This is a genomic window from Cognatishimia sp. MH4019, from assembly GCF_020177595.1.
GTDB lineage: Bacteria > Pseudomonadota > Alphaproteobacteria > Rhodobacterales > Rhodobacteraceae > JAHTBL01.
In genome coordinates, this window is sequence record NZ_JAHTBL010000004.1 from 263878 (window position 1) to 289975 (window position 26098).

The following is a 26098-nucleotide window of genomic DNA, read 5'->3' on the forward strand; positions in this document are numbered from 1 at the left end:
CTATTACAGCGCCGGGCCGTGATGCCCGGCGTTTTCATATGAAGGACCCTGCGCATGTCGCGTTACGCCCCCGCCGAAATCGAAGCGAAATGGCAAGAGGCCTGGGACAAGGCCGAGACGTTCAAAGCCACACGGACCGACGACAAGCCGAAATATTATGTGCTTGAGATGTTCCCCTACCCATCGGGCCGCATCCATATCGGCCATGTGCGCAACTACACGATGGGCGATGTGATCGCGCGCTATAAGCTGTCGACGGGCCATAATGTGCTGCACCCGATGGGATTCGATGCCTTCGGTCTGGCCGCCGAAAACGCGGCAATTGAGCGGGGCATTCATCCGGCAGAATGGACCTATTCCAACATCGCGGACATGCGCAAACAGATGCAGCCGCTGGGCTTTTCCATTGATTGGAGCCGTGAGCTGGCCACTTGTGATGTCGAGTATTACGGCCAACAGCAATCGCTGTTTATCGACATGATGGATGCCGGGCTGATCTATCGCAAAAATGCCGTGGTTAACTGGGACCCGGTTGATCTGACCGTGCTGGCGAACGAGCAGGTGATCGACGGCAAGGGCTGGCGCTCGGACGCGGAGGTTGAGCGGCGCGAGCTGACGCAGTGGTTCTTCAAGATCAGCGATTATTCCGAGGAATTACTGGATGCGCTGGACGGGCTGGATGATTGGCCTGCCAAGGTGAAGCTGATGCAGGCCAACTGGATCGGCAAATCGCGCGGTCTGCAATTTGCATTCTCCGCCATTGAGGCACCCGAAGGATTCGACAGGATCGAGGTCTATACAACGAGGCCCGACACACTGCTGGGCGCGTCTTTTGTTGGCATCTCTCCGGATCATCCGCTGGCCAAGCAGCTGGAGAAGGATAACCCTGAGGTCGCTGCGTTTTGCGCCGAATGCCGCAAAGGCGGCACGACTGAGGAAGAACTGGAAACCGGGGAGAAGATCGGCTTCGACACCGGTATCAAAGTGCGTCATCCCTTTGATACCGCTTGGGAACTGCCCGTCTACATCGCCAACTTCATTCTGATGGATTACGGCACTGGCGCAATCTTTGGTTGCCCAGCGCATGATCAACGCGATCTGGATTTCGCCCGTAAATACGATCTGCCTGTCGTCTCGACCTATGCCCCTGCCGAAGATGACGGCTCCGCCATGCCCGAGGATGGCGGCGATGCCTTTGTTCCCGCGAAGACCGAGAAGGTCATTTATGTGCGTGGTTTTGCCGGCGAGACGGAGCAAACCGGTGAAGAGGGCATCAACGCAGCGATTGCCTTTTGCGAAGACAATGGCGTGGGTCAGGGAGTCACCAAGTTTCGTCTGCGCGATTGGGGGCTGAGCCGTCAGCGCTATTGGGGCTGCCCGATTCCCGTTGTGCACTGTGACGAGTGCGGCGTCGTGCCTGAAAAGAAAGAGAACCTGCCCATCGAACTGCCCTCGGATGTCACCTTTGACACTCCCGGCAATCCGCTGGATCGGCATCCGATCTGGCGCGACTGCGCCTGCCCGTCTTGTGGCAAACCCGCAAAGCGCGAAACGGACACGATGGATACGTTTGTCGACAGTTCATGGTATTTCGCGCGCTTCACCGCGCCACGCGCGGACACGCCGACCGTGGCCGAAGATGCTGCCTATTGGATGAATGTGGATCAGTATATCGGCGGGATCGAGCATGCGATTCTGCATCTGCTCTATTCGCGCTTTTTTGCCCGTGCAATGCACATCACCGGACACCTGCCCGCCAAGGCAATTGAGCCGTTTGATGCGCTGTTCACCCAAGGCATGGTGACACACGCGATTTATCAGACCGAAGACCCCCAGAACGGTCGTCCGGTTTATCACTATCCTGAGACGGTAGAACTGCGCGACAGCAAGGCATTTCTGAAAGACGACGGGCGCGAGGTCAAAGTGATCCCTTCCGCCAAGATGTCCAAATCAAAGAACAATGTCGTCGACCCGGTGAACATCATCGAACAATACGGCGCGGATACTGCGCGCTGGTTCGTGCTGTCTGACAGCCCGCCCGAACGCGATGTCGAATGGACCGCCTCTGGGGCCGAGGCCGCGTATAAACATCTGGGGCGCGTCTGGCGCATTGCCGACGAGATTGCCCAGATGGAGGACGGTATAGGCCAAGGCGATGAAGATCTGCTGCGTGCGATGCACAAGGCGATCTTTGAGGTCACGCAGGGCGTTGAAAGTTTTGGCTTTAACGCCTCTATCGCCAAGCTCTACGCGTTCACGAATGTTGTGCAGAAATCAAAAGCTGGCGGTACGGCCCGCAAGCAAGCCATGCGCACGCTGGCGCAACTGATGTCGCCCATGACCCCGCATCTGGCCGAGGATATCTGGGCCAAGCTGGGCGGCGCGGGCCTGATCGCAAACGCTGCATGGCCCGTGGCTGATGAGGCGATGCTGGTCGAAGACAATGTAACGATGCCTATTCAGATCAACGGCAAGCGCCGCGGCGAACTGTCCGTGGCCAAAGACATGCCTAAAGAAGAGGTTGAAAAGCTCGCGCTGGCACATGATGCTGTGCAAAAGGCGCTTGCGGGTGCCGCTCCTAAGAAACTGATCGTCGTGCCGGGTAGAATCGTAAATGTCGTCATTTGACCGCCGGAGCCTTCTTTTGGGCCTTGTTGCTCTACCCGCATGCGGGTTTGAGCCGGTCCACGGCACGTCCGGTTCTGCACGCGGTCTTTATGACCAAATCCTGTTTGAGGCCCCAAACGACGCCAACAGCTTCAACCTGCGCAAACAGCTGGAAGACCGGTTGGGGCGCAATGATGCGGCCCCCTATACGATGGCCGTCTCGCTTGATCTGAAGACCGAGAACCTGGCGATCACGTCCGAGCAGTCGATTACCCGATTGAATGTCATTGGCACGGCGCGATACCAAGTTCGTCGCACAGGCACACCCGAAGTGCTGGACACAGGCAAGGTGAGCAATTTCACCGGCTATTCCGCCAGTGGCTCTACGGTGGCCACATCCAGCGCGCGCGATGACGCGTTCGAGCGTCTGACAACGACGCTGGCCGATCAGATCGTCTCGCGGCTTTATGCAACGTCGAGCAGCTGGCAATGAAGCTGACCGCGCGCGATGCGGGGCGGTATTTCTCAAAGCCTGAAGCGGATCGGACAGGCCTCCTGATCTTTGGCGAAGATGCCATGCGCGTCGCGTTGAAACGTCAGGAAGTGATCGCAGCGCTGTTGGGGCCAAACGCCGAAGAAGAGATGCGCCTGACCCGTATCCCCGCGTCTGACCTGCGCAAAGACAGCGCCCTTCTGAACGATGCAATCAAGGCGCAGGGCTTTTTCCCCGGCCCCCGTGTGGCCTTTGTCGAAGACGCCAATGAGACCGTAACCAAAACGATCACAGCGGCGTTGCAGGACTGGCAACAGGGCGACGCGCAAGTGATCGTGACGGCGGGTGCACTCAAGGCAAGCTCAGGCCTGCGCAAACTGTTTGAGGGTCATCCCAATGCTTATGCCGCCGGGATCTACGATAACCCACCCACGCGGGACGAGATTGAAGCCGATCTGAAAGCCGCCGGTCTGGCGCAGATCGAACAGGAGGCGATGACCGATTTGACCAATCTGGCGCGCGATTTGGGGCCGGGCGATTTTCGGCAAACGCTTGAGAAGCTAGCGCTGTACAAGTTGGGCGACAGCACCCCGGTCGGATCGGAGGATGTGCTGGCCTGCGCGCCCTCCTCGACCGAGGCGGATCTGGATGATGTTCTGAACATCGTAGCCGAAGGGCGCACGAACGAGATCGGGCCGGTCATGCAAAAGCTGAAAGCCCAAGGCATGCAGCCCGTGGGGCTGTGCATCGGGGCGACCCGGCATTTCCGGCAGCTTTATACGGCGGCCTCTGATCCCGGCGGTGCGCCTGCGGGCATCGGCAAGCTGCGCCCACCGGTTTATGGACCACGCCGGGACAGGATGTTGCGGCAGGCGCAAGGCATCGGACGGGACCGATTGGAAAAAGCCTTGGAGACGTTGCTGGATGCAGATTTGACCCTGCGCTCCACCTCTAAATCTCCGCAAATGGCTGTTATGGAACGCGCGTTGATCCGGTTGGCGATGCTCGCGCAAGCGCGCCGCTAGGCGAACCGTCCGGCGGCTTGCCCGGCCCAGCGCCCGGTCGCAAGGCATCCGGTGATCAAATAGCCACCTGTAGGCGCTTCCCAATCCAGCATTTCGCCAGCGCAGAAGACGCCGCGGGCATCTTTCAGCATCAGATCGTCATTCAAAGCCGTAAAAGGCACACCGCCTGCGGTCGAGATCGCTTCGTCCATGGGCCGGGGCCCCGCGTGGCGGATCGGCAGGGCTTTCAGCAGCGGGGCAAGATCATCTGGCAGTGGCCTCCCGAACTCCATCAAGAGCGCCTGTTTGGCGGGATCAAGGCGCAGGGCCTTGCGCAAGTGATTGCTAAGGCTCGCCTTGCCGCGCGGTTTGGCCAGACGCGCACGGATTTGATCCGCGCTCAGGTCTGGCAGCAGGTCGATTTGCAGCGTCGCGCCATCGCGCACCGTCCGTGACACAGCGTAGATGCCGCCGCCTTCAAGACCACGCTCAGAAAGAAGTGCTTCGGCTTTGACCCGCTGATCCCCGGCAACAAGCACAATCCCCTTCAACGGCGCGCCGAAATGCTTGGCCATGTGCGGCGACCAATCGACCTCTAGCCCCATATTCGCAGGCTTGAACGGGGCGAGAGGCAGGCCTTTGGTCTTGAACAGCTCAGTCCACGCGCCATCCGATCCAAGCCGCGCCCAAGACGCGCCGCCAAGCGCCAGAATGGTCACATCGGGCGTCTGGGTTTCGGGACCAGAGGGCGTATCGAAGTGGAAGCCATTGTCCCAACCGCTCCAACGCCAGCGGGTGCGGATATCGACGCCAAGCTCAGCCAATCGCGCCAACCATGCGCGCAATAACGGTGAGGCCTTCATCACTTTGGGGAAAACACGACCCGACGAGCCGGTAAAGACCTCTTGCCCCAATCCACGCGCCCAGTCTTGTACAGCATCACCATCGAACGCCTCCAAGATCGGGCTTAAACGCCCTGCGGCCTCAAAATAGTGCGGCAGGAAGGTGTCGAATGGCTCTGCCTTCGTCAGGTTCAGCCCCGACTTGCCCGCCATCAGAAATTTGCGCCCCACGGATGGTTTCGCCTCTGCCACGGTCACGTGCAGACCCGCGCGGGCAAGCTGCTCGGCGGCCATCAGGCCAGCCGGTCCGGCCCCGATGACCAGAGCGGTTTTCACTGGGGCAACTGTCCTTTGATCTCCACCACACGCTGGGGATAGGGGATTTCGATGTCATGGTCCTTGAGTGCATTCCAAATCAGGAACAGCACATCGGACGTGTATTTGTTCTTCCCGTCATCAATACCATTCACCCAAAATTCCACTGCGAAATCAATGCCGCTATCGCCAAAGCCGCGCAGCTCACAATCCGGAGGTTCGGGCATCTGCAACACATCCGGGTGGGTGGAGACGGCCTTTTCGATGATGTCCGGCACAAGGTTGATGTCGGTGTCATAGCTGACCGAAAACGCGGCCTCATACCTGTTGGCCGAGCCTTGATCGGACAGATTCACCACGCGCGTGGTGATGAAATCCTCGTTCGGAACAACGATCCAGCGGCCATCGAAGGTTTCAAGGATCGTGGCGCGGGCGGTCATTTTGACGATGGTGCCGGATTCGCCGCCATCAAGCTCGACATAGTCGCCGACGGTCGCTTGCCCCTCAAGGAGCAGGATCACACCGGAAATGAAATTGGCCGCGATCTTTTGCAGACCGAAACCAAGGCCCACACCAATCGCACCCCCAAGCACTGCGAGGGTGCTGAGATTGATGCCCATGATGTTCATGAGCAGCAGGAATGCGACGCCGAAGATCGTGATCTCGGCCGCTTTGATCGCCAATTCGCGGGTCGAGGGGCGCATGTCCTGCTTGCTGATATAAGCGCTGGATTGATCGTTTGACCAACGGCCCAGCCAAAAAAGCAGACTGCCCGCAATCGCGCCGCGCACCAACGACATCACCGAGAAGGAGATGTTGCCGAGGTTCACCACCGTTTCATTCAGCGCGACCGTGACATCATCCAGAAGACCCACCGCATAGAGCGCCATCGCCGGGATCAACACGTATTTGCCCAGCAATTTCAGGAACGGGTCTTTGATGATGTGTTTGACCAGAATACGCGCCGCAATAAACAGGAAAACGCGCTTGCCAAAGGCAATCACCGCACCTGAATCGAAAAGCGAGCGCACAACCTGCTCGCCAATCGCGGTGAAGACATACGCAAAAAGCGGCAGCAACAGAGGCAAGAAGATCAGCACAAAGCGCCGGGTTTGCGCGATGATATGCTCTTGATCGCTTGGCGGTGTCAGCAAGCGCGACAAGGTCGGGGACAGACGCCGCGTGATGATGACAGCGAGAATATACGCCACAATCAGCAGAGCAAATTGAGACCAGGCTGCGGGGCTGAGAAGCCAACGTTGCGCAAGCTCAATACCGGGCTCGATCATCTCGAAGGCCTGACCGAAGATTGGCGGTAAATTGTCCAGATCCATACCCAACACCCTTGTCTTGCAAGGATGTTATCCCATTGTCATGCGGACATGGAAAGCCGTTTTGACACCGACACGCCGGACCCGCTCTGCCCGCTTTGCGAGCGGCCCATTCCACCCGGCGTGCCCCAAAGCCTGCACCATCTGATCCCAAAGCTGAAAGGCGGCAAAGGCGGGCCGACAGTGCTGATCCACCACATCTGCCACAAGGAAATCCACGCGACGCTCAGCGAGGCGGAATTGGCGCGGGCTTACAACTCGGTCGAGGCGTTGCGGCGGCATCCGCGGTTAGAGAAGTTCTTTCGCTGGGTCAGCAAGCGCCCGCCGGAGTTCATGTCGAAAGTGCCGAAACGGCGGCGTTAGGCGATCAGGGATTTGATGCCCGCGATATGCGCGGTGTCTGCAGACAAAACATCTGCGGCGAGCGCCTCTGCCGTCTCAACCAACTCATCGCCCTCAACAACCCGCTCGACCAGCCCCATCGCCAGCGCTTCCTCTGCGGTCACTTTCTGACCTGCCATCAGGATCAGCTTGGCCCGCGCGGGGCCGATCAAGGCCGCCAAGCGCGCGGGGTCTGAAGGTTGCGGCAGGAAGCCGAGCTTCATGACCGGGTAGAAGAATTTAGCCGTTGGGACGCAAATGCGGATGTCACAGGCCAGCGCCATGCCCATGGCACCACCCGCCAACGTGCCGTTCAACGCGCAGATCGTCAGGCCAGGATGGGCGGCGATGGCGCCCGAGAGACGTTCCCAGACGGGGTCTGTGGCGAGGCCTTCCTTGGCGGCCTCCAGGTCCATTCCGGCGGAGAAGACCTTGCCGATGCCAGTCAGGATGAAAGCTTTCGCCGCATGGGCCTCTTCGGCGATATCTGCCAGATCGGTCAGCATCTGGCGGGTCAGCGAATTGGCCTTGTCGGGGCGGTCAATCGTGGCCGTCCACAGGTCACCGTCCTTCTCCAGACGGATCATGTAAGGCCGACCCGCGCGCGGATGTCTTCATCGCGCAAGGAAATCTCTTGTCCGCAGAACGCATCCGCATCGGGGGAGCACATCCACAAAAGCGTCTTGGCGGGCCAATCGGCGGGGATGTGATCGCTCCAATCCAGCTGGCTGACGGGATTAATGCCCGAAGCCTTGATCTCGCGCTGCATCTCGGTCGCCACGGTGCCGGGCGACAAGCCCATGACGCGCAGGCCTTTATCAGCGGCCTCTTTATCGGCGCAGCGGGTCAGCATCGCGGCCCCGGCCTTAGAGGCGCAATAATGGCTCCATGCTTCCACCGGGCCATGAGCCGCGCCGGAGGAGATGGTGAGGATCGTGCCACGGCCTGCGGCCTCCATCACTGGCATCGCCGCGCGCATTCCGTTGAAGACGCCCTTGAGGTTGATGTCGATCACATGACCCCATGCATCAGGATCGGCAGAGGACAAATGACTGATCGGCTCGATCGCACCGGCGTTATTGATCAACACATCCAACGTGCCGAACGTTTTGATCGTGGCGTCGACAGCGGCCTGCATCTCCCAATAGCGGCTCACATCACAAGGAATCGCAAGCGCCTTCGGCCCGATCTCGCTGGCCAGATCGGCAATCGCTTCTTCAGAGCGCGCCAACAAAGCAACATTAGCCTCCGCAGCGGCGAAGACCCGCGCGGCTTCGGCCCCGATTCCACGGCTTGCGCCTGTAATCAAAGCGGTTTTTCCGGTCATATCCATTGGCACACTCCCTTGAACGCATTGCAGGTGTAGCGACTTGGCGCGGGCGTGAAAACCGCCTGTCACAAAACGAGGCCCCTTGCACTTTGTGCAGTGCAGCCTGACATTAGGCGATAACAGTTCAGACCCAAAGGACCCCCCATGCCTCGTTTTGCCGCCGCTTTGCCGACCTTTGCTTTGCTTTTATCCACAACCGCCGCCCATGCCGATGTCACACCCGAACAGGTCTGGGAAAGCTGGCAAGAGTGGATGACGGCCTATGATGGCGACGTCACCATCGGTTCGGAAACTCGGGATGGAGACACGCTGAATGTCGAGAACATCGCGATGTTGATGGAAATCCCCGATGGCGAAGTTTCTGCAATCACGCAAAGCCTTGCTTTCACAGATAATGGCGACGGCACCGTCAGCGTCACGATGGCACCGGATTACACCGTTAAGGTGAATGCCGATCCCGCTGATGCGGAAGCCTTCGACATGACCATGCGCATGGTGCAGGAAGGCATGACGATGCTGGTCAGCGGCACGCCCGAGGAAATGAGCTATGCGCTGGCCGCCGACAGCTACGGGCTTGTCGTGGACGAGGTACTGGCCGAGGGCATCAAGCAACCACTGACGCTAGAGGTCATGGCCACAGATCTCACCGGCACATATGAGACGACAGCGGGCGAGACCATGGATGTCAGCTATGTGCTGAACGCCGTCAACACACTTGTGAACATGAACTTCGAAGACCCCGAAGCGTCCGAAACAGCCGCCTTCTCCAGCACGGTTCAAGGCCTGTCCATGACCGGCACGTCGGTTCTGCCGGAAGGCGGTATCTCCGACAATCCAGCAATGATGATGTCTGCAGGTCTGATGGGCGATGCGGGTTACACGTTCGATAGTTCGGCCTCGACCTTCAGCTTTGACAGCAATGGCGACACGATTTCGGGCGCTGGCACCTCGGAAGGTGGCAATTTGGACGTTGTGATGAGCGAAGACGGCATCGGTTATAAAGGCACAACGCGCGGGTTGAACATGAATGTTCAGACCGGCGATCTGCCCTTCCCGCTGAGCTTTGCGATGGCCGAGTACGGGTTCGACTTCCTCATGCCCATGAGCAAATCCGAAGAACCGCAGGATTTCGGTCTGGCCCTGAACCTGACCGAATTCACCATGGCCGACGCGCTGTGGAACATGTTTGACCCAGGCACCATCCTGCCGCGCGATCCGGCCACCGTGTCGTTTGATATCGACGGAAAGGCGAACTGGTTCTTTGATCTGATGGATCCTGAGCAAGCGGCCGCTTTGGAAAGCGCCGAAACGCCCGGCGAAATCCATGCACTGGATTTGAACAACCTTCTGGTTGAGCTGGCAGGCGCCAAGCTGACCGGCGACGGCGCGTTTGAGTTCGACAATGCCGACACGACCACGTTTGACGGCATGCCGCGCCCCGAAGGCACGGTGAATTTAAAGCTAGAAGGCGGCAACGGGTTGATCGACAAGCTGAGCTCCATGGGTCTTTTGCCGCAGGAGCAAGCGATGGGCGCACGCATGATGCTGGGTCTTTTTGCGACACCGACGGGCGAGGATGAGCTGACCTCGAAAATCGAAGTGACCGAGGACGGGCAGGTTCTGGCCAACGGGCAGCGGCTGCGCTAAGCACAGCGCGCCTTGCGGAGACCCCCACATCGGACTACCTCCTCGTGACATGGATTGAGGAAGGTTCCCGATGGCCGATACGCTAGATGCCCTGACACAGGCGCTTTTGGACGCTGCGAAACGCGCAGGTGCCGATGCGGCCGATGCGATGGCGGTCGATGGCACGTCAGTGTCCATCGACGTGCGCCAAGGTACGCTTGAGCAGGCCGAACGCTCGGAAGGGATCGATATCGGGCTGCGGGTGCTGATTGGCCAAAGGCAGGCCTGTGTATCGTCGTCTGATGTAAAGCCTGACACGATTGCCCAGATGGCTGAACGCGCGGTCGCGATGGCCAAGGAAGCCCCCGAAGACCCGCATATCGGCTTGGCGGATGCGGCAGACCTTGCCCGCGATTGGGACGTTGCTGCGTTGGAACTGGCCGATCCGGCAGAAGAGCCGGACCCTGCCGCCTTGCAAGAGGCTGCATTGCGCGCCGAAGCTGCCGCGCAAAGCCATGCGGGTATCAGTCAGGTGCAGTCTTCCTCGGCTGGCTATGGCCGCCGCCGCATTCATCTGTCTGCCAGCAACGGATTTTCTGGGGGCTACACGCGCACCGATAATGGACTGTCTTGTGTTGCAATCACGGGCACCGGCAGCGAGATGGAGCGTGACTATGACGGCGATTTTCGCGTTTTCGCGTCTGACATGCGCAGCCCCGAAGAGATCGGACACCAAGCCGCGACCCGCGCTTTGGAACGTGCAGGCGCGCGCAAACCCAAGACCGGGAGCTTTCCGGTGCTGTTTGACGAACGCATCTCAAGCTCTCTGATCGGGCATCTCTTGGCGGCCTCCAACGGCACCAACATCGCGCGCGGCGCGTCTTGGCTACGCGATGCGATGGACCAGCCGGTTCTGCCAGATGTGCTGTCACTGACAGAGAACCCGCATCGCAAGCGGATGTCATCCTCCAAGCCCTTTGACGCCGAGGGGCTGCCGACGGCCGCCCGTAACATCGTCGAAAACGGCGTGTTGAAACAGTGGACGCTGGATCTGGCCCATGCCCGCAAGCTGGGGCTGCACAGTACGGCCAATGCGGCGCGCGGCACGTCGGCACCGCCCTCGCCTTCGGTGGGGAATGTCGAACTGACGCAAGGCGACAAGACCCGCGAGGATCTGCTCAAAGAAATGGGCACCGGCTTGCTGGTAACCTCGATGATCGGCTCGACCATCAATCCGACGACAGGCGATTACTCCCGTGGTGCCGCCGGTTTCTGGGTCGAGAATGGCGAGCCCATCTATGCCGTCAACGAATGCACAATCGCCGGAAACCTGCGCGACATGCTGCGCCGGATCATCCCGGCCAATGACGCGCGGACCTACCTGTCCCGCGTTGTGCCGTCGCTTCTGGTCGAAGGGATGACCCTTGCCGGAGACTGATCTGGACCTGCTGATCGCTGCCGCTCAGGAAGCCGGCAAGATCGCGTCGGGCTACTTCAAGGACGACCCCCAGACATGGGAGAAAGACGGCGGCGCAGGCCCCGTGACAGAGGCCGATTTGGCGGTTGATGCCATGCTGCGCACCGAACTGATGGCCAGCCGTCCCGACTATGCGTGGTTGTCTGAGGAAACCGAGGACACGCCTGAACGGCTTGATGCGGACACGGTCTTCATCGTCGACCCCATCGACGGCACCCGCGCCTTCATCGAAGGCTCGCGCACGTGGTCTCATAGCCTTGCGATTGCCCGAGCGGGCGTGGTCACCGCGGCAGTCGTCTATCTGCCGATGCGAGACAAGCTCTACGCAGCGGCGCAAGGTCAGGGCGCCACGCTGAACGGTGCGCCGATACGCGTCAGTGAAAACGCGCTGGATGGGGCGACGATGCTGGCCAACAAGTGGAACATGAACGCCGAGTATTGGCGCGCGGAGGTTCCCCCGGTTGAGCGGCATTTCCGCTCGTCCATCGCGTATCGCATGGCGCTGATCGCGGAAGGCAAATTCGACGCGATGCTCACCCTGCGCGACAGCTGGGAATGGGACATTGCAGCAGGCGATCTGCTGATCCGCGAAGCGATGGGCGAGGTGACAGATCGGCGTAACACCCCGCTGCGGTTCAACAATCCGCATCCACAGACAAAAGGTGTTCTGGCCGCCAATGGGCCGCTTCACGCTGCTTTGCACGACGCTCTGGCTTGACCGTCTGCGCCGATGGCGTAGGGTGCGGCGAGTTTCAGATCCGCAATTCGGAAGGCCCGTTTCATGACCCAACGCCTGCATCTTGTCTTCGGCGGAGAGCTTGTCGATCCTACGAAAAAGACCTTCAAGGACGTCAACGATATCCATGTGGTGGGCATCTTCCCCGATTATGACAGCGCCTATGATGCGTGGAAATCCGAGGCACAAAAGACCGTCGATAACGCCCATATGCGCTACTTTATTGCCCACCTGCACCGGTTGCGGGACGAGGAAACAGAAGCCTCCCCCACCGAAGAACTGGACTAGGGATCGATGGGCCAGTCGCTTGGTCTGGCGCTCTATCTGGCGCTGCGGGGCGGGGCCTCTGGTGCCGATAGTAAGCGCGCGCGGGCGGATCGACCCGGCGGGCTTCTGGTCTGGCTTCATGCACCCAGCGCCGACGCGGTGCGGCGGCTGAACGGTTTGATCCACCGGCTGCAAAACGAACGGCCCGACGTGTCGTTCCTACTGACCGCGCCCGATGCGGAATTGCTTCCCGAGCGGCCTTCCAAGAACCTTCTGATCGACGTGACGCCCACAGAAGCGCTGCCCAACATCGCGCGCTTTCTGGATCACTGGCAGCCCGATCTGTGCCTGTGGAGCGAAGGCTATTTCTTGCCCGGTCTTATCAGTGAGATCGGCGAGCGGAACATCCCCCTCTTCCTGGTGAATGCCGAGGCCGAAGCGTTTCAAGTCTCTCCGTTGGAGCGGGGCATGTATCGCTCTCTTCTGGACCGCGTGCGCCGGATTTTTGCAGTGACCGAGGCTGATGCAGATCACCTCAAACGGATCGGCGCACCACGCTGGCGCATCGAGGTCAGCGGCACCTTGCAAGAAAGCACCAGTGCGCTGCCCTGCAACGAAAATGAGCGAGACACGCTGGCCAATCTGCTTGCCGGGCGACCCGTCTGGCTGGCAGCCCATACCGAACCCGCCGAGGAAAACACCGTGCTTGAAGCGCATCGCCTCGCCAGTCGCGCCGCGCATCGGCTTATGCTGATCCTTGTGCCAGATGACCCGTCACGCGGACCGGGCCTTGCCAAATCAGTCGAAGCGCAGGGCTTCACGGTCAATCTGCGATCGCGCGATGAAGAGCCGGAGGAAGACACGCAAGTCTATATTGCGGACGCGGATGATGACGAGATGGGGCTATGGTATCGGCTTTCGCCCACCACCTATCTGGGGCGATCCATGTCGAATGGCGGGGGGTGCAATCCGTTGGAACCTGCCGCGCTTGGCTCGGCCATTCTCGCCGGCCCAAACACGCGCAGCTATATCAATAGCTACACCCGCCTGATTGAAGCTGGCGCCGTGCGCCGCGTGCGCGACACCACCACGCTCGCCCGCGCGGTCGAGGCGTTGATGCTTCCGGAAACCACTGCCGTCATGGCCCATGCGGCCTGGGACGTGTGCACCCAAGGCGCCGAAGTGTCGGACCGGATTGTGGCACTTGTGACAGACACGCTTGATACGTTGGAAGCCGCCTGATGCGGACGCCGTCTTTCTGGTTCACGCCGCCTGATGCGCCAGGACTGCGCGCGCGATTGCTGGCACCGCTGGGGGCACTTTATGCCCACGGCACGGCGCGGCGCTTGGCCAAAGGGCCGCGTGAAAAGATCGGCGTTCCGGTCATCTGCATCGGCAACATCAACGCGGGCGGCACCGGCAAAACGCCGACGACAATCGCCATCGCACAGCGCTTGATTGAGCGCGGAGAGACCCCGCATATCGTCTCGCGCGGCTATGGTGGATCGCTGGATGGGCCGGTGCAGGTGATTGAGCGTGAACATTCAGCCGCCCAGACCGGAGACGAGCCGCTTCTGCTGGCCGCCTTCGCGCCGACTTGGGTCGCCAAGGATAGGGCCGCAGGCGCGCGTGCCGCGGTGAAGGCTGGGGCCAGCGTGATCGTGCTTGATGACGGGTTTCAGAACCCGGCGCTTGCCTATGACATTTCAATCGTGGTCGTGGATGCAGCCAAGGGCTTTGGCAATGGCCGCGTCTTGCCTGCCGGTCCTTTGCGAGAGCCAGTGGCAACAGGCTTACAGCGTGCGGATATGCTCCTGTCCATCGGGCCTGCCCCAGCACAAGAGAGCTTTGCGGCGACCTTACCCAAGCTGCCATGCCCCCATCTCACCGGACAGCTGAAACCCCTGATGACCGGCATGGACTGGACGCGTACCCCATTGCTGGCCTTCGCAGGCATCGGACATCCAGAAAAGTTTTTCGCCACGCTCAAATCACTCGGCGCGACGTTGCACCGGGGCGAGGCGTTGGAGGATCATCAACCGCTGACCGATGCTCTGATGACCCGGCTGGAGACCGAGGCAAAGGCCCTTGGCGCTCAGATGGTCACGACTGAAAAAGATGCTGTGCGCCTGCCCGACAGTTTTCGCAAGAAAGTGCTGACCCTGCCCGTGCGGCTCGAACTGGCGGATTGGTCCGCGTTCGATACCGCCTGGGGTAACGTGAAAGATCAGCCGTCGAGCTGACCATCGATCAGCGACGAGAACTCAGAAAAGCTCATGTTGGAGTGGGTCGTGCCATTCACAACGAAAGACGGGGTCGAGCTGATATCATGCTCTTCTGCGTTCTCTTGATACCACGCGACAAGCGCCTGAGCTTTGTCACCATCGTTCAGACACGCGTCCAGTTCGTCATCATTCATGCCAGCCGCGCGGCCAATACGGCGCAGGTTGTCTGCGATCTGCGCAGGCTCGCCCTGCGTCCATTCGCTTTGCTGATCATAAATCATTTCGCTGACACCGAAAAAGCGCATCTCGCCGCCGCAACGCGCCACCATGGAGGCCCATAGACCGAACCGGTCAAAATAGACCTCGCGGTAGATGAACTGGACCTTGCCGGTGTCGATATATTCTTCCTTGAGCTGCTTGAACGGCCCTTCGTGGAAGGTCGCGCAATGCGGGCAGGTGTAAGACGCATATTCGATCACGGTAACCGGCGCATCCGCTTCGCCCAACGTCATCTCGACGATGCCGGATGTATCAATCTCGGAGGCGTCTTGCGCATTGGCCGCGCCCAGCGCTGGCGCTGCCGGGGTCGATCCCGTGCCGCCGGAGTTCAGAAAATACCCGCCAACGGCCACCGCCCCGACGAAGAGTGCTGCATATCCCAGAATTGGTTTCATAAGTGCCTCTTACTGTTTTGCTTTCGACAGGACATTGCCTGCTAGCGTTTCAATGGCCTGTTTCAGACCGTCATCTTTCACATCACCCGCGACCTGCACCGCGCGAGCCTTCGCCTCGGCTGTGATCCCGGGTTTGGCTTTTGGGGCGGGTGTGAACTGCACCTGCCCTTCAGAAAACCCTGTCGGCGCTGTCTGCGTGATCAGCACGCGGCTGATCGCAGTATAGCCGTAGCAGGTGTTCACCCGCTCGCGAATTTGCTCTTTCTGCATTTCGATCATCGGCGCAACAGCGCCCGTGGTCAGGATCGTCAGCGTGGCCCCGATACCACCGCGCCCATAGCCGACCTTCACGGGATGGGCCTGCGCGGCAATCTCAGCGCCCACAATCTCGGCCCAGTGGGTCAGAAGACGCGTTTCAGCAAAGCCACGGCTTTGGCTCGCCGTGCGGATACGCGACTGCAACAGGCCCGAGGCGCTTTTGAAGCCACGGGTCGTGCCGTTTTTGCGATATCCCGAACGCTCGGCCATCTGTCTTTCCCTCACTCGAACACTATTCTATCCGTGATCGGGCGGGGAACCAGCCCAATCCGAACAAGGATCATAAAGATTGCGTTATGACACAGCCGATTTAAGCGACACGCTGCTGGACTGGTATGACCGCCACGCCCGTCAGATGCCATGGCGCGCGCCACCGCTATCGGGACAAAAGGCCGATCCCTACCGCGTCTGGATGTCCGAGGTGATGCTGCAGCAAACCACAGTCGCTGCGGTGAAAGCCTATTTCGAGCGATTTACCAATCGGTGGCCCACCGTCCGCGATCTGGCCGCGGCAGAGGATGCTGACGTGATGGCCGAATGGGCGGGGCTTGGATATTACGCCCGCGCCCGCAACCTGTTGAAATGCGCCCGTGCTGTCGTGGCCGATCATGATAGCGTCTTTCCAGCCGATCACGATGCGTTGCTTAAGCTCCCAGGCATCGGGCCTTATACGGCGGCGGCAATCTCGGCCATCGCGTTTGATCTGCCCGAGACGGTTCTGGACGGCAATGTTGAACGCGTCATGGCGCGCCTGCATGACATTCACACGCCGCTTCCTGCCGCCAAACCCGAGCTGATGGTAGAGGCTCAAAAGCTGACCAATGCCAAGCGGCCAGGCGATTACGCTCAAGCTGTGATGGATCTGGGCGCTACGATTTGCACACCGCGCAACCCGGCTTGCGGAATCTGCCCTTGGCGGGACCCCTGTCTTGCCCGCGCGAATGGCACTGCGGCGGAGCTTCCCAAGAAGACCCCGAAAAAACCCAAGCCTATCCGCCTTGGCATCGCCTATATCGCGCGTCGCACCGATGGCGCCTGGCTTTTGGAGACGCGCCCTGACAAGGGACTGCTGGGTGGCATGCTGGGTTGGCCCACCACCGGCTGGGCCGAAGACGCGCCGCAAGAGGCCCCTCCCCTTGGGGCCGATTGGCACGACCTGCCTGCCGAGGCGCGCCACACCTTCACCCATTTCCATCTGCGGCTTGCGATCTGCACCGCAACTGTGCCGCAAGACGCGTTGCCAACCCGTGGACAATTCATCCCGCAAGATCGATTTCGTCCCTCAGACCTACCCACTGTCATGCGCAAAGCCTTCGATTTGGCCCATGAGACGTTACGGGACAGTTGAAAACCCGCGCTGATTGACCGACAAATATCCCATGTCGTGACTGTTGGAGCCGCGTATGATTTCGTCTCAGACCATCGCCAAATTTCACAGCGCTTTGCCCTTTGCTTTGTCGCTGGCCCTGATCCCGCTGGTTTTTATCGGCGCGGCCTATGGCGGCTGGACGGTACTGCTGCCACCCATCGCGACGTGGTATCTGTTTTCGATCATTGACGCCTTCGCAGGTCTGAACGAGGAAAACCCTGATCTGGAAACGACCGACGACCAGCTCTTTTGGTATCGCGCCATCACAATGATCTGGGCTCCGCTGCAGTTCCTCACGATCTTCAGTTTGATTTGGTATGTGGGTGCCACCGATCACCTGAACCTGCTTGAGAAATTCGGCCTGTTCTTCGGCGTTGGCGTGCTGACAGGCACCATCGGCATCACCTACAGCCACGAGCTGATGCATCAGAAGAACAGGCTGGAGCGGTGGTTGGGTGATCTGCTGCTGGCCATGGTGCTGTACAGCCACTTCCGGTCGGAGCATCTGCTGGTGCATCACCGCTATGTCGCCACCCCCAAAGACCCCGTGACCGCTCGCTATAACGAGGGTTTCCACAAGTTCTTCCCGCGCGTTTTGAAGCAATCGTTAACCTCGTCGTTCAAAGCCGAAAAGGCGATGCTCGCCCGCAAAGGTTTGCCATGGACGCACTCCAGCAACCCGTTTTGGAAATACTGGGCGCTTCAAGGCGGCTTTGCCCTGCTCGCGCTGGCCCTTGGCGGCTGGGTCGGTCTGTGGCTTTTCACCGTGCAGGCCTTCACCGCGATCTGGCAGTTGGAACTGGTGAACTACGTCGAACATTACGGTCTGACCCGCAAGCATCTGGGCGACGGCAAATACGAGCATGTCCTCCCCCGCCACAGCTGGAATGCCTCGCAAAAGGCCTCGAACTGGCTGCTGATCAACCTGCAACGCCATTCGGATCACCACTACAAACCCGACCGCCGCTTCCCCTTGCTGCAAACCTATACCGAAGCCGACGCGCCACAATTGCCCTATGGCTACCCGGTCATGACTATGATCGCGATGATCCCGCCCATGTGGCGCAAACGCATGAACCCGCGTGTGCGGCGCTGGCGCGAGATGTACTACCCAGAAATCACCGACTGGAAGCCCTATAACAAAGCGCTCCATCCGTTACCGCGCTAGGGTTTCGTTCTGGTACAGAGATCCCCGCCGGAGGCACCGACGATGTCCAGACTTGCACAGGCCGTTGTCCTCTTCACGCTGATTGCGACGCCAGCGACAGCCACTGTACTGGACGGTGCCATTCTACAGCAAACCGGCAATGGGACATTCATCAAACTGTCAACGGATGTCCCTTTCGATGTCGGGCAGGACAATTTCAACACCGATCACCTTTATGCCTTCGACGAGGACCAGAATATCGTCCTCGACCGTCCGATCCGCGTGGATGTAGGTGGCGACGCTGGAATCATCCCTCAAGGCCAGACCGTCGCCAGCCACTACGTCTTTTTCGACAGCGTCGACAGTTCGCAATATGGCTATGTCGAGTTCGATGCCCCGATCTTAGGCGTCGCAGCCCAGCCCGATACCATGGATGCGACAGACTTTCTGGCCAACACATCTATCAACTACATCAGCACCGATCTGCGTGGGCTTGAGACGGGCGATGAGATCTGGATCGACGTGCAAAACCCGTTCCGTCTTTGGGTGCTTTGGGCGGGGTCCTCGCCCGGTGACTATATCCGCGTGTTCACCGCGCAATCCCCCGCCGCGATGATGTGACAAAAAAAGCCCCGCCAAAAGGCGGGGCATAGTTAGTGCTTGTAGTCAGGCCACAGGCACCGGCGGTAAACTTTGGTTAATTCTTCATCTCGGACCGGATTTGCTGACGCAGCAGGTCGATGGGCACCATTTTGCCCTCGCGCTTGTAGCACCAGTAGGTCCAACCATTGCAGCTGGGGGCGCCTTCCAGCGCGGCGCCAACCTGATGGATTGAGCCCTTCACATCGTCACCAATCAGCGTGCCATCGGCGCGCACTTTGGCTTTGTGACGGTTGTTCATCGAGTAAAGGTTCTCGCCCGGACGCAGCATGCCGCGTTCGACCAGCTGGCCAAAGGGCACACGCGGCTCGGCCCGTTTCGAGGTAGAGACCTGCAACGCCTCGCGGTCAAACTTGCGGACCTTCGACAGGCGCTTTTCGGCGACCTTACGATAGGCTTCCTCGCGCTCGATCCCGATGAACTCTCGGCCCAGCATCTTAGCGACAGCGCCAGTGGTGCCTGTGCCAAAGAAGGGGTCCAGCACCACGTCACCGGGGTTGGTCGAGCCGACAATCACACGGTGCAGCAGGCTTTCGGGCTTTTGCGTTGGATGGGCCTTGTCACCCTTTTCGTCCTTCAAGCGTTCATGGCCCGTGCAGATCGGCAGCACCCAATCGCTGCGCATCTGGATGCCCTCGTTCAAGGACTTCAACGCCTCGTAATTGAAGGTGTATTTCGCGCCTTCAGACTTGGACGCCCAGATCATCGTCTCGTGCGCGTTCGTCAGCCGTTTGCCGCGGAAGTTCGGCATCGGGTTGGACTTGCGCCAGACCACATCGTTCAGGATCCAGAAGCCTTCGTTCTGCAACGCGGCCCCGACCCGGAAGATGTTGTGATAGCTGCCGATCACCCAAATCGCCCCATCGGGTTTCAGGAGTCGGCGCGCCGCTTTCAGCCAGTCTTGGGTAAATCGGTCATAAGCGGCGAATGAGGAAAACTGATCCCAGTGATCATCAACCGCATCGACCTGGGAATTGTCCGGACGATGCAGAGTGCTTTTCAACTGAAGATTGTAGGGCGGATCGGCAAAGATCAGATCGACAGATGCCTCCGGCAGACTGTTCATCATCTCGATGCAGTCCCCATCCAGGATCGTGTTGAGAGGGAGTGCGGATGCACTCTTCGCTTTGGTCATCGTTGTCATTCTCTGCCTCTGTCCCCGGCACTTTTTGTGCTCGTTGGTTGAGGTCAAAGATGAGTCAAAGCTGATTCGCCGTCAAATTCTTTTTTGAATCAGTTACTTACATATTTTTCTTGATACAAGATATTGTGCACCGGTTTGAACGAACGTCTATGGTGTGGGGTTATGCCGATATTTCGGAGCGCTTCAACATGCGCTTTTGTCGGATAACCTGCGTTTGTCTCCCAGCCATAGCCGGGGTAGTGTTGCGCCAAATCCCACATGACATAATCTCGCCTGATTTTGGCCACAATTGAGGCCGCCGCGATGCTTTGAGACCGGCCATCGCCTTTAACAATCGCCTCAGACGAAAGTGTCAGCCCACGCGGGATCAGGTTGCCATCGACCAGCACATGATCAGGTGTCTGTTTCAGCCCCGCCACCGCCCGCTCCATCGCCAAATGCGAGGCGCGCAGGATGTTGATGTCGTCAATCTCCTCAACCGTCGCTTCCCCAAGGGACACATCCGCGACTTCCCACAACAGATCATTTAGCATCCGCCGTTTCTTGGCCGTCATCTTCTTGCTGTCATTCAACCCGTCAGGAATGCACGCCGGGTTGAGGATCACCGCGGCAGCCACAACCGGCCCGGCAAGCGGCCCTCGCCCGACCTCATCCACGCCAGCGATATGCACCAAGCCACGACCCTGCGCAGCGCTTTCAAATGAATAATCCGGTCCCATATGGACGGCTTGCCGCATCCCGCCCCACACCGCAAACAAAAAGGAGGAGGGGCCATGACCACCCCCTCCTCCAATCGAGCCGGCGACCTCAAACCGCCGGTCTCTGCTCGAAAGCGTTTAGCGCCCTGCGATCACATAACCTTGCTTGCGAAGGCAGCCTGGCCCCCAGCCGCGGCGGACACCTTCATAGGTCTCCACTTGGCGGCGACATTTGCGGGGCAGGCTGTCGACATAATCATAGTTGCGACGCAGGCAGCGACCCGACAGGATCTTGCGCGGCCCCTCCCATGTGCGCACCCGCGTCAGGCAATAGCCCGGAAGGCGCGCAGACTGGTGGGGGCGCTGATGAACGTGCTTTTTCTTCTTCGCTTTGGGTTTGTAGTGATGGTGATGCACTTGCTTGGTGCGCTTCTTACTTTTGTTTTCGTTCTCAATCGCCTTGCCGATGATGAACAAGACAGTTCCCGCAGCGAGGATCTTGGCCAACTCGTCATCGGCACGCGCAGGCGCGGTAGGCAGGCTGGTCAGCGCCAGCGCCGCCGCCAAGACCGATGCAATCAATCCTTTGGTCATCTCGTGTCCTTTCGTAATGCGGTCTGTGGCGGTTGGGCCGGTGACCTGAGATGACCTGATTTGAGAGCGCCCCCGCGCGCTAAACAATAACACCCCCTTGTTATCGGATAACACGCCCGTCAAGTGCCGGTTGTTATTGAATAACTGGCAGGTGGCGGTCATGTTTTCCCCATGAAACGTCTTATCGCCCTAACTGCGCTAACCCTCGCGCTGGCTGGCCCCGCCCATGCCGCTTGTTTTGCCGACTACAAGGCCAAGCAAGACGATCCCTTGCGCTTGCACTATGGTGTGGCGCAGATCTCGGAGTGTTCGGCGCAGGCCGCCAAGCGCGAATTACGCCCGCGTCTGGCCCGCGCCGGATGGGAGCTTTTGAACATCCTGTCGATCTTTGATGACAGCGGACTGGAGGAGCGCAAAGACAATGCCGGACGTCACTTCCTCCGCTACTGAGCCGACACGCGGTGGCAGTCGCATCGTGGCGTTTGGCCTCGGCGCGATTGTCCTGATCCTGCTGGTCACAGGCCTCGCCCTGTTCTGGAGCCTGCCCGACGCGAACGCGTTCAACGACCGGGTAGAGCGCATCTTCATTGAGAACGACGCACTGACCTCGGGCAACCAAATCAAACTGCTCGAAATCCTCGCCCAATCCGGCACCGCGTTTTCCGACACACTATCCAGCTACCGCATGGTGATCTTCGTGCTGCTGGTGTTTGCCACAGCCCTTCTGATCGCCGCCTTGGTCTTTTTGGTGATGCTGATCGGCCTGAACCGGCGCATGGCGCAAGTTGAACAAGCCGGTATTCAGGTGAACTCCCTTCTGATCAGCCGCGATCAGAACCTCGTCTATCTGAACAACATGGAGTTCAAGCTGACCGAAGCTGCGATTGAAACGCTGTCCGTTCTGGCCGAGGCGCGCATGGACGACGATGTTCTCTCCGGCGCCGAGATCGAGGCAATGATTTCCGGCCGCTCCGCCTCAGACTGTGACGAGGCGGCTGGCGCCACACGGATCAAACGACTGCGAGACACACTTGGTAACCAGATGGTCAGCGACCTTCTGGTCCGCAATATCGCGCGCAAAGGCTACATGCTGTCGATAGATAAAGACGTCATTCGGATGGTCTGAATTACACTGGTGATCCCGGCAGGATTCGAACCTGCAACCTGCCCCTTAGGAGGGGGCTGCTCTATCCAGTTGAGCCACGGGACCACACGCAAACTATTTCGCTCTATTTGACGCAGCGCGCAAGACGCAAGCGCTTGGACTTTTTGAATGTTAGCGGCTAACATTTAGGAAAGACTCGCAGCAGAAAGACCGCAATGGCCCCCAATGATATGAAACGCCCGCTGACCCTCCGTGATGTGTCGGAGGCCTCGGGTGTCAGTGAAATGACCGTCAGTCGGGTGCTGCGCAATCGCGGCGATGTCAGTGCGGCGACGCGCGAAAAGGTGTTGGAGGCGGCCAAGACCCTTGGTTATGTGCCCAACAAGATCGCAGGCGCCCTGGCCTCGCAACGTGTGAACCTCGTGGCCGTGATTATCCCGTCGATGTCCAACATGGTCTTTCCTGAAGTGATGACCGGTATTTCCGAAGTGCTGGACGAGACGCCGCTACAACCCGTTGTCGGTGTCACGCACTACTCTCAGGATAAGGAAGAAGCCGTTCTGTATGAGATGCTGTCATGGCGGCCTTCGGGGATCATCATTGCAGGGCTTGAGCATTCGGATGCCAGCCGCGCGATGTTGAAAGCGTCGGGCATTCCGGTGGTCGAGATTATGGATGTCGACGGCACGCCCATCGACAGCATGGTCGGTATTTCGCATCGGCGCGCAGGTCGCATGATGGCGCAGCAGATTGCGAAGGCAGGCTTTCAGAATATTGGCTTCATGGGCACGAAAATGCCGCTCGATCACCGGGCGCGGAAACGCTTTGAAGGGTTGATCGAAGGGCTCGCAAAGCATGGGCTCGAAGTGCAAGAAAAAGAGTTCTACGAAGGCGGATCGGCGCTGGCCAAAGGGCGCGAGATGACGCAAGCGATGCTTGAGCGCAATGAAGAGCTCGATTTTCTCTATTATTCCAATGATATGATCGGCGCTGGCGGGTTGCTGTATTTGCTTGAGCAAGGCGTAAAGATCCCGCAGGAAATCGGGCTGGCCGGGTTTAACGGCGTCGAACTGCTTCAGGGCTTGCCGCGTAAACTGGCCACGATGGACAGTTGCCGCCTTGAAATCGGGCGCGCAGCCGCCCAGATCATTGCCGACCGTTGTGAAGACCCCAATGCCGAAACGGGTCAGGTGATCGAGCTGTCGCCCAAGGTCAGCTTCGGCGATACGCTGCGTCGCACAAAAGGCTAGCGCCGTGGACAGCGCGCGCGCTTTGGTATTTAAGCCCGCCGAACAAAGAGACTCTATGCCATGACTGCCGTTTCCATCGTCATCCCCATGAAGAACGAGGCCGGCAATGTCGCGTCCGTCGTGACCGACATCGCAGAGGCCTGCGCGGGCATCGCCTATGAGATCATCATCGTCGATGATGGCTCTACCGACGGCACGGGCGATGTGGCGCGCGGGCTGGATCATCCGGTGCGCGTTCTTCGCAACGAGCGCTCTGGCGGGCAAAGTGCAGCTGTGCATAGCGGCGTTCTGGTCGCCAAAGCCGATGTGATTTGCACATTGGACGGGGATGGACAAAACCCGCCGTCCGAATTGCCCAAGCTCTATAAACCGCTTCTGGCCGACACGCAGAACCGCGTTGGTCTGGTCGCCGGACAGCGCGTGGATCGTCAGGACACGGCCGCGAAAAAATGGGCGTCCAAGGCGGCGAACAAGCTGCGCTCGGCCATTTTGAATGACGGCACACGCGACACGGGCTGTGGCCTGAAAGGGTTCCGCCGCGATGCGTTTCTGCGCCTGCCGTTCTTCAACCATATGCACCGCTACCTGCCCGCGCTGTTCAAACGCGACGGGTGGGAGGTCGTGCTGGTCGATGTCAGCCACCGCGAACGTGGCGCGGGAAGTTCCAACTACACCAATCTGCAGCGCGCCTTTGTCGGCGTTTGGGATCTGTTTGGCGTGGCTTGGCTGATCCGCCGTCGCAAGACCGCCACCCCGACGGAGGTCACGGATGGATAGCGTCTTTGCGTGGCTCAAGGTCGACAGCTATCTTGAGTTCTGGTGGGTCGCCTTTGGCCTTTTTGGCCAATTGCTGTTCACGGGGCGTTTCCTTGTGCAATGGATTGCCTCGGAACGTGCGAAACGCTCAGTGGTGCCGATCGCGTTTTGGTATTTTTCGATCAGCGGCGGGATTATCCTGCTGGCTTATGCGATCTATCGGCAAGACCCTGTTTTCATTCTGGGCCAGTCGATGGGCCTTTTCATCTACCTCAGAAACCTGTGGCTGATCCGTGTCGAACGTCGTCTCGACACCTGACCGCGCTTGGCTGAAACCGGCGCTTCTGGGCGTCGGGCTGCTGACACTTTACCGCGTCTTGGCGCTGTGGTGGGGGCAGTTGGACCTCTTTGTAGACGAGGCGCAATACTGGTTCTGGGGGCAGGAGCTGGCCTTCGGCTACTACTCCAAACCGCCGATGATCGGCTGGGTGATCCGCGCCTTTGTGGAAGCCGCTGGCAGCGATGCCGCCTTCTGGGTGCGCCTGCCTGCACCGCTTTTCCATGCGGTGACCGCCTTGATCCTTGGCGCCATCGCGCGCGAGCATCTGGGCCACCGCGCGGCCGTAATGACCGCCTTGGGATACGCGACCATGCCGGTGATCGCCGTCGGCTCCACGCTGATCTCGACCGACACGATCATGTTCCCGTTTCTGGCGCTCGCCTTGGGCGGTTATCTGCGCCTTGTGCTGGAGCCGTCACGCAATCTTGCGCTCTTCACTGGGGCGATGCTGGGCCTCGCATTTCTGTCGAAATACGCGGCGATCTATTACATCATGTGCGCGGGCTTGGTGGCGCTGGCTTTGCCGCTGGAGCGCCTGAGGGCACGTAACTATGGCATGATCCTGCTCGCCTTCCTGATCACGATTTCGCCCAACATTCTGTGGAATGTCATCAACGGCTTTTCGACCGTTCAGCACACGATGGACAACGCCGATTGGGTGCGCGATCCCAGCGCGCGCGCGGGGCTGAACCTCACCGGGCTCGCCGAGTTTTTCCTGCTGCAATTCGCTGTCTTTGGGCCACTGATCTTTGCCGCTTTGCTGACAATGGGATGGCAAGCGATCCGCGGGCAACTGACCCTGGTTCAGGTCACGTTGCTGCTGTTTGCACTGCCGATTATCGCGGTTGTCTGTATACAGGCGCTGCTATCCGAGGCTTATGCCAACTGGGCCGCCGCCGCATCTATCGCGGGGATCGTGGCGGTAATGCCCTGGCTGATCGAGCGTCCGCGCTGGCTGCGCGCGTCGTTCTGGATAAACGGAGCGGTCAGCGTGGTACTGCCGCTCCTGACCCTCTTCGCAGGCAGCCTGTCGCTGGATGGGGAAAACCTTGTTTTCAATCGCTACGTCGGCCTTGATGAGATGTCGGAAAAGATTTTCCAGCTGGCAGAGGACACTGACCAGACGGTAATTGTCGCGTCGAACCGCGATGTTCTGGCGGATCTTTTCTACACTGGAAAAGGGCGCGGTTTCACGATCTATGCCTCGCCCTTTGAAGGCCGTGCACCGCATCACTACGCGCTGAAACACCCCTTCGAAAGCACAGGATCGACGGTGCTTTATGTTCAGAAAGAAGGTCGCTCGCGCCCTTGCCCGGAATTTACCAAGTTCGAGATAAATAATGACGAGGGTAAATACCGGACGCGGCAATACATGGGGTTCGTGATTGAAGGTGACTGTCTCGAATAGG

28 protein-coding genes and 1 tRNA gene are annotated in these 26098 nt (G+C 59.5%); 19 read left to right on the forward strand and 10 right to left on the reverse strand.

Going from position 1 to position 26098, the window contains the following annotated elements; translation table 11 throughout:
• Positions 1-54 precede the first annotated feature (54 nt).
• The 3 genes from leuS to holA are packed head-to-tail and all read left to right on the forward strand — an operon-like array spanning position 55 to position 4125.
• Positions 55-2628 carry a leucine--tRNA ligase gene (gene leuS / locus KUW67_RS09440; RefSeq protein WP_224825037.1) on the forward strand — a complete coding sequence of 858 codons (2574 nt, stop codon included), beginning with the start codon at positions 55-57 and terminating at the stop codon, positions 2626-2628.
• Positions 2615-3100 (forward strand): LPS assembly lipoprotein LptE, encoded by a 486-nt coding sequence (gene lptE, locus KUW67_RS09445; protein ID WP_224825038.1) that lies wholly within the window; start codon positions 2615-2617, stop codon positions 3098-3100. The genes leuS and lptE overlap by 14 nt, the downstream gene beginning before the upstream one ends.
• Entirely contained in the window at positions 3097-4125 is a 1029-nt protein-coding gene (gene holA, locus KUW67_RS09450) for a DNA polymerase III subunit delta (RefSeq protein WP_224825039.1), read from the forward strand. The genes lptE and holA overlap by 4 nt, the downstream gene beginning before the upstream one ends.
• On the opposite strand, the gene KUW67_RS09455 is transcribed toward holA, so the two are convergent.
• Positions 4122-5282 (reverse strand): TIGR03862 family flavoprotein, encoded by a 1161-nt coding sequence (locus tag KUW67_RS09455; protein ID WP_224825040.1) that lies wholly within the window; start codon positions 5280-5282, stop codon positions 4122-4124. The genes holA and KUW67_RS09455 overlap by 4 nt on opposite strands.
• Positions 5279-6550 carry a mechanosensitive ion channel family protein gene (locus KUW67_RS09460; RefSeq protein ID WP_224825152.1) on the reverse strand — a complete coding sequence of 424 codons (1272 nt, stop codon included), beginning with the start codon at positions 6548-6550 and terminating at the stop codon, positions 5279-5281. The genes KUW67_RS09455 and KUW67_RS09460 overlap by 4 nt, the downstream gene beginning before the upstream one ends.
• A 93-nt stretch (positions 6551-6643) precedes the next feature.
• On the opposite strand from KUW67_RS09460, the gene KUW67_RS09465 reads away from it, so the two are divergent.
• Positions 6644-6955, forward strand: coding sequence for an HNH endonuclease (locus tag KUW67_RS09465; protein ID WP_224825041.1), 312 nt, complete (start codon positions 6644-6646; stop codon positions 6953-6955).
• Here KUW67_RS09465 and KUW67_RS09470 read toward each other — a convergent pair.
• The gene (locus KUW67_RS09470; RefSeq protein ID WP_224825042.1) at positions 6952-7560 is read right to left on the reverse strand and encodes an enoyl-CoA hydratase/isomerase family protein; all 609 of its coding nucleotides are present in this window, start codon (positions 7558-7560) and stop codon (positions 6952-6954) included. The two genes, KUW67_RS09465 and KUW67_RS09470, sit on opposite strands and share 4 nt — an antisense overlap.
• Complete coding sequence (locus KUW67_RS09475) at positions 7557-8306, reverse strand: SDR family oxidoreductase (RefSeq protein ID WP_224825043.1); 750 nt, start codon at positions 8304-8306, stop codon at positions 7557-7559. The genes KUW67_RS09470 and KUW67_RS09475 overlap by 4 nt, the downstream gene beginning before the upstream one ends.
• A 141-nt stretch (positions 8307-8447) precedes the next feature.
• Between KUW67_RS09475 and KUW67_RS09480 the strand changes: the two genes are divergently transcribed.
• The 6 genes from KUW67_RS09480 to lpxK all read left to right on the forward strand — a co-directional run bounded on the left by KUW67_RS09480 (position 8448) and on the right by lpxK (position 14652).
• Positions 8448-9950: a DUF2125 domain-containing protein gene (locus KUW67_RS09480; RefSeq protein ID WP_224825044.1), complete on the forward strand. Its 1503-nt coding sequence runs from the start codon at positions 8448-8450 to the stop codon at positions 9948-9950.
• A gap of 70 nt (positions 9951-10020) precedes the next feature.
• Positions 10021-11367 carry a TldD/PmbA family protein gene (locus KUW67_RS09485; RefSeq protein ID WP_224825045.1) on the forward strand — a complete coding sequence of 449 codons (1347 nt, stop codon included), beginning with the start codon at positions 10021-10023 and terminating at the stop codon, positions 11365-11367.
• Entirely contained in the window at positions 11354-12124 is a 771-nt protein-coding gene (locus KUW67_RS09490) for a 3'(2'),5'-bisphosphate nucleotidase CysQ (protein ID WP_224825046.1), read from the forward strand. The genes KUW67_RS09485 and KUW67_RS09490 overlap by 14 nt, the downstream gene beginning before the upstream one ends.
• Positions 12125-12187: 63 nt before the next feature.
• Entirely contained in the window at positions 12188-12430 is a 243-nt protein-coding gene (locus tag KUW67_RS09495; protein ID WP_224825047.1) for a DUF4170 domain-containing protein, read from the forward strand.
• Between the two features lie 6 nt (positions 12431-12436).
• Complete coding sequence (locus tag KUW67_RS09500; protein ID WP_224825048.1) at positions 12437-13651, forward strand: 3-deoxy-D-manno-octulosonic acid transferase; 1215 nt, start codon at positions 12437-12439, stop codon at positions 13649-13651.
• A complete protein-coding gene (lpxK, locus tag KUW67_RS09505) occupies positions 13651-14652 on the forward strand; it encodes a tetraacyldisaccharide 4'-kinase (protein WP_224825049.1) in 1002 nt (333 codons plus the stop codon). Before KUW67_RS09500 ends, lpxK begins: the two co-directional genes overlap by 1 nt.
• Here the strand turns inward: lpxK and KUW67_RS09510 are convergent.
• Entirely contained in the window at positions 14637-15308 is a 672-nt protein-coding gene (locus KUW67_RS09510; RefSeq protein ID WP_224825050.1) for a DsbA family protein, read from the reverse strand. The two genes, lpxK and KUW67_RS09510, sit on opposite strands and share 16 nt — an antisense overlap.
• Positions 15309-15317: 9 nt before the next feature.
• Positions 15318-15836 carry a DUF721 domain-containing protein gene (locus tag KUW67_RS09515; protein ID WP_224825051.1) on the reverse strand — a complete coding sequence of 173 codons (519 nt, stop codon included), beginning with the start codon at positions 15834-15836 and terminating at the stop codon, positions 15318-15320.
• Positions 15837-15915: 79 nt separating this feature from the next.
• Here KUW67_RS09515 and mutY point away from each other — a divergent pair, with 79 nt between their 5' ends.
• The 3 genes from mutY to KUW67_RS09530 are packed head-to-tail and all read left to right on the forward strand — an operon-like array spanning position 15916 to position 18763.
• Entirely contained in the window at positions 15916-16974 is a 1059-nt protein-coding gene (gene mutY, locus KUW67_RS09520) for an A/G-specific adenine glycosylase (RefSeq protein WP_224825052.1), read from the forward strand.
• Between the two features lie 55 nt (positions 16975-17029).
• Positions 17030-18163: an alkane 1-monooxygenase gene (locus KUW67_RS09525; RefSeq protein ID WP_224825053.1), complete on the forward strand. Its 1134-nt coding sequence runs from the start codon at positions 17030-17032 to the stop codon at positions 18161-18163.
• Between the two features lie 42 nt (positions 18164-18205).
• Complete coding sequence (locus KUW67_RS09530; RefSeq protein WP_224825054.1) at positions 18206-18763, forward strand: hypothetical protein; 558 nt, start codon at positions 18206-18208, stop codon at positions 18761-18763.
• A gap of 76 nt (positions 18764-18839) precedes the next feature.
• Here the strand turns inward: KUW67_RS09530 and KUW67_RS09535 are convergent, their stop codons facing one another.
• The 3 genes from KUW67_RS09535 to KUW67_RS09545 all read right to left on the reverse strand — a co-directional run bounded on the left by KUW67_RS09535 (position 18840) and on the right by KUW67_RS09545 (position 21238).
• Positions 18840-19946 carry a site-specific DNA-methyltransferase gene (locus KUW67_RS09535; protein WP_224825055.1) on the reverse strand — a complete coding sequence of 369 codons (1107 nt, stop codon included), beginning with the start codon at positions 19944-19946 and terminating at the stop codon, positions 18840-18842.
• 89 nt (positions 19947-20035) lie between these two features.
• A complete protein-coding gene (locus KUW67_RS09540; RefSeq protein ID WP_224825056.1) occupies positions 20036-20683 on the reverse strand; it encodes a ribonuclease HII in 648 nt (215 codons plus the stop codon).
• A gap of 99 nt (positions 20684-20782) precedes the next feature.
• Positions 20783-21238, reverse strand: coding sequence for a hypothetical protein (locus KUW67_RS09545; protein WP_224825057.1), 456 nt, complete (start codon positions 21236-21238; stop codon positions 20783-20785).
• 171 nt (positions 21239-21409) lie between these two features.
• Here KUW67_RS09545 and KUW67_RS09550 point away from each other — a divergent pair, with 171 nt between their 5' ends.
• Both KUW67_RS09550 and KUW67_RS09555 read left to right on the forward strand, forming a co-directional pair.
• Complete coding sequence (locus tag KUW67_RS09550) at positions 21410-21688, forward strand: hypothetical protein (protein WP_224825058.1); 279 nt, start codon at positions 21410-21412, stop codon at positions 21686-21688.
• Positions 21660-22364 (forward strand): hypothetical protein, encoded by a 705-nt coding sequence (locus tag KUW67_RS09555; protein ID WP_224825059.1) that lies wholly within the window; start codon positions 21660-21662, stop codon positions 22362-22364. Before KUW67_RS09550 ends, KUW67_RS09555 begins: the two co-directional genes overlap by 29 nt.
• 7 nt (positions 22365-22371) lie before the next feature.
• Here the strand turns inward: KUW67_RS09555 and KUW67_RS09560 are convergent.
• Positions 22372-22448, reverse strand: a tRNA-Arg gene (locus KUW67_RS09560).
• A 110-nt stretch (positions 22449-22558) separates the two neighbouring features.
• On the opposite strand from KUW67_RS09560, the gene KUW67_RS09565 reads away from it, so the two are divergent.
• The 4 genes from KUW67_RS09565 to KUW67_RS09580 are packed head-to-tail and all read left to right on the forward strand — an operon-like array spanning position 22559 to position 26097.
• Entirely contained in the window at positions 22559-23593 is a 1035-nt protein-coding gene (locus KUW67_RS09565) for a LacI family DNA-binding transcriptional regulator (protein WP_224825060.1), read from the forward strand.
• Between the two features lie 60 nt (positions 23594-23653).
• A complete protein-coding gene (locus tag KUW67_RS09570; RefSeq protein WP_224825061.1) occupies positions 23654-24370 on the forward strand; it encodes a glycosyltransferase family 2 protein in 717 nt (238 codons plus the stop codon).
• Positions 24363-24668: a lipid-A-disaccharide synthase N-terminal domain-containing protein gene (locus KUW67_RS09575; protein ID WP_224825062.1), complete on the forward strand. Its 306-nt coding sequence runs from the start codon at positions 24363-24365 to the stop codon at positions 24666-24668. Before KUW67_RS09570 ends, KUW67_RS09575 begins: the two co-directional genes overlap by 8 nt.
• The gene (locus KUW67_RS09580) at positions 24643-26097 is read left to right on the forward strand and encodes a glycosyltransferase family 39 protein (protein WP_224825063.1); all 1455 of its coding nucleotides are present in this window, start codon (positions 24643-24645) and stop codon (positions 26095-26097) included. Before KUW67_RS09575 ends, KUW67_RS09580 begins: the two co-directional genes overlap by 26 nt.
• Position 26098 lies beyond the last annotated feature (1 nt).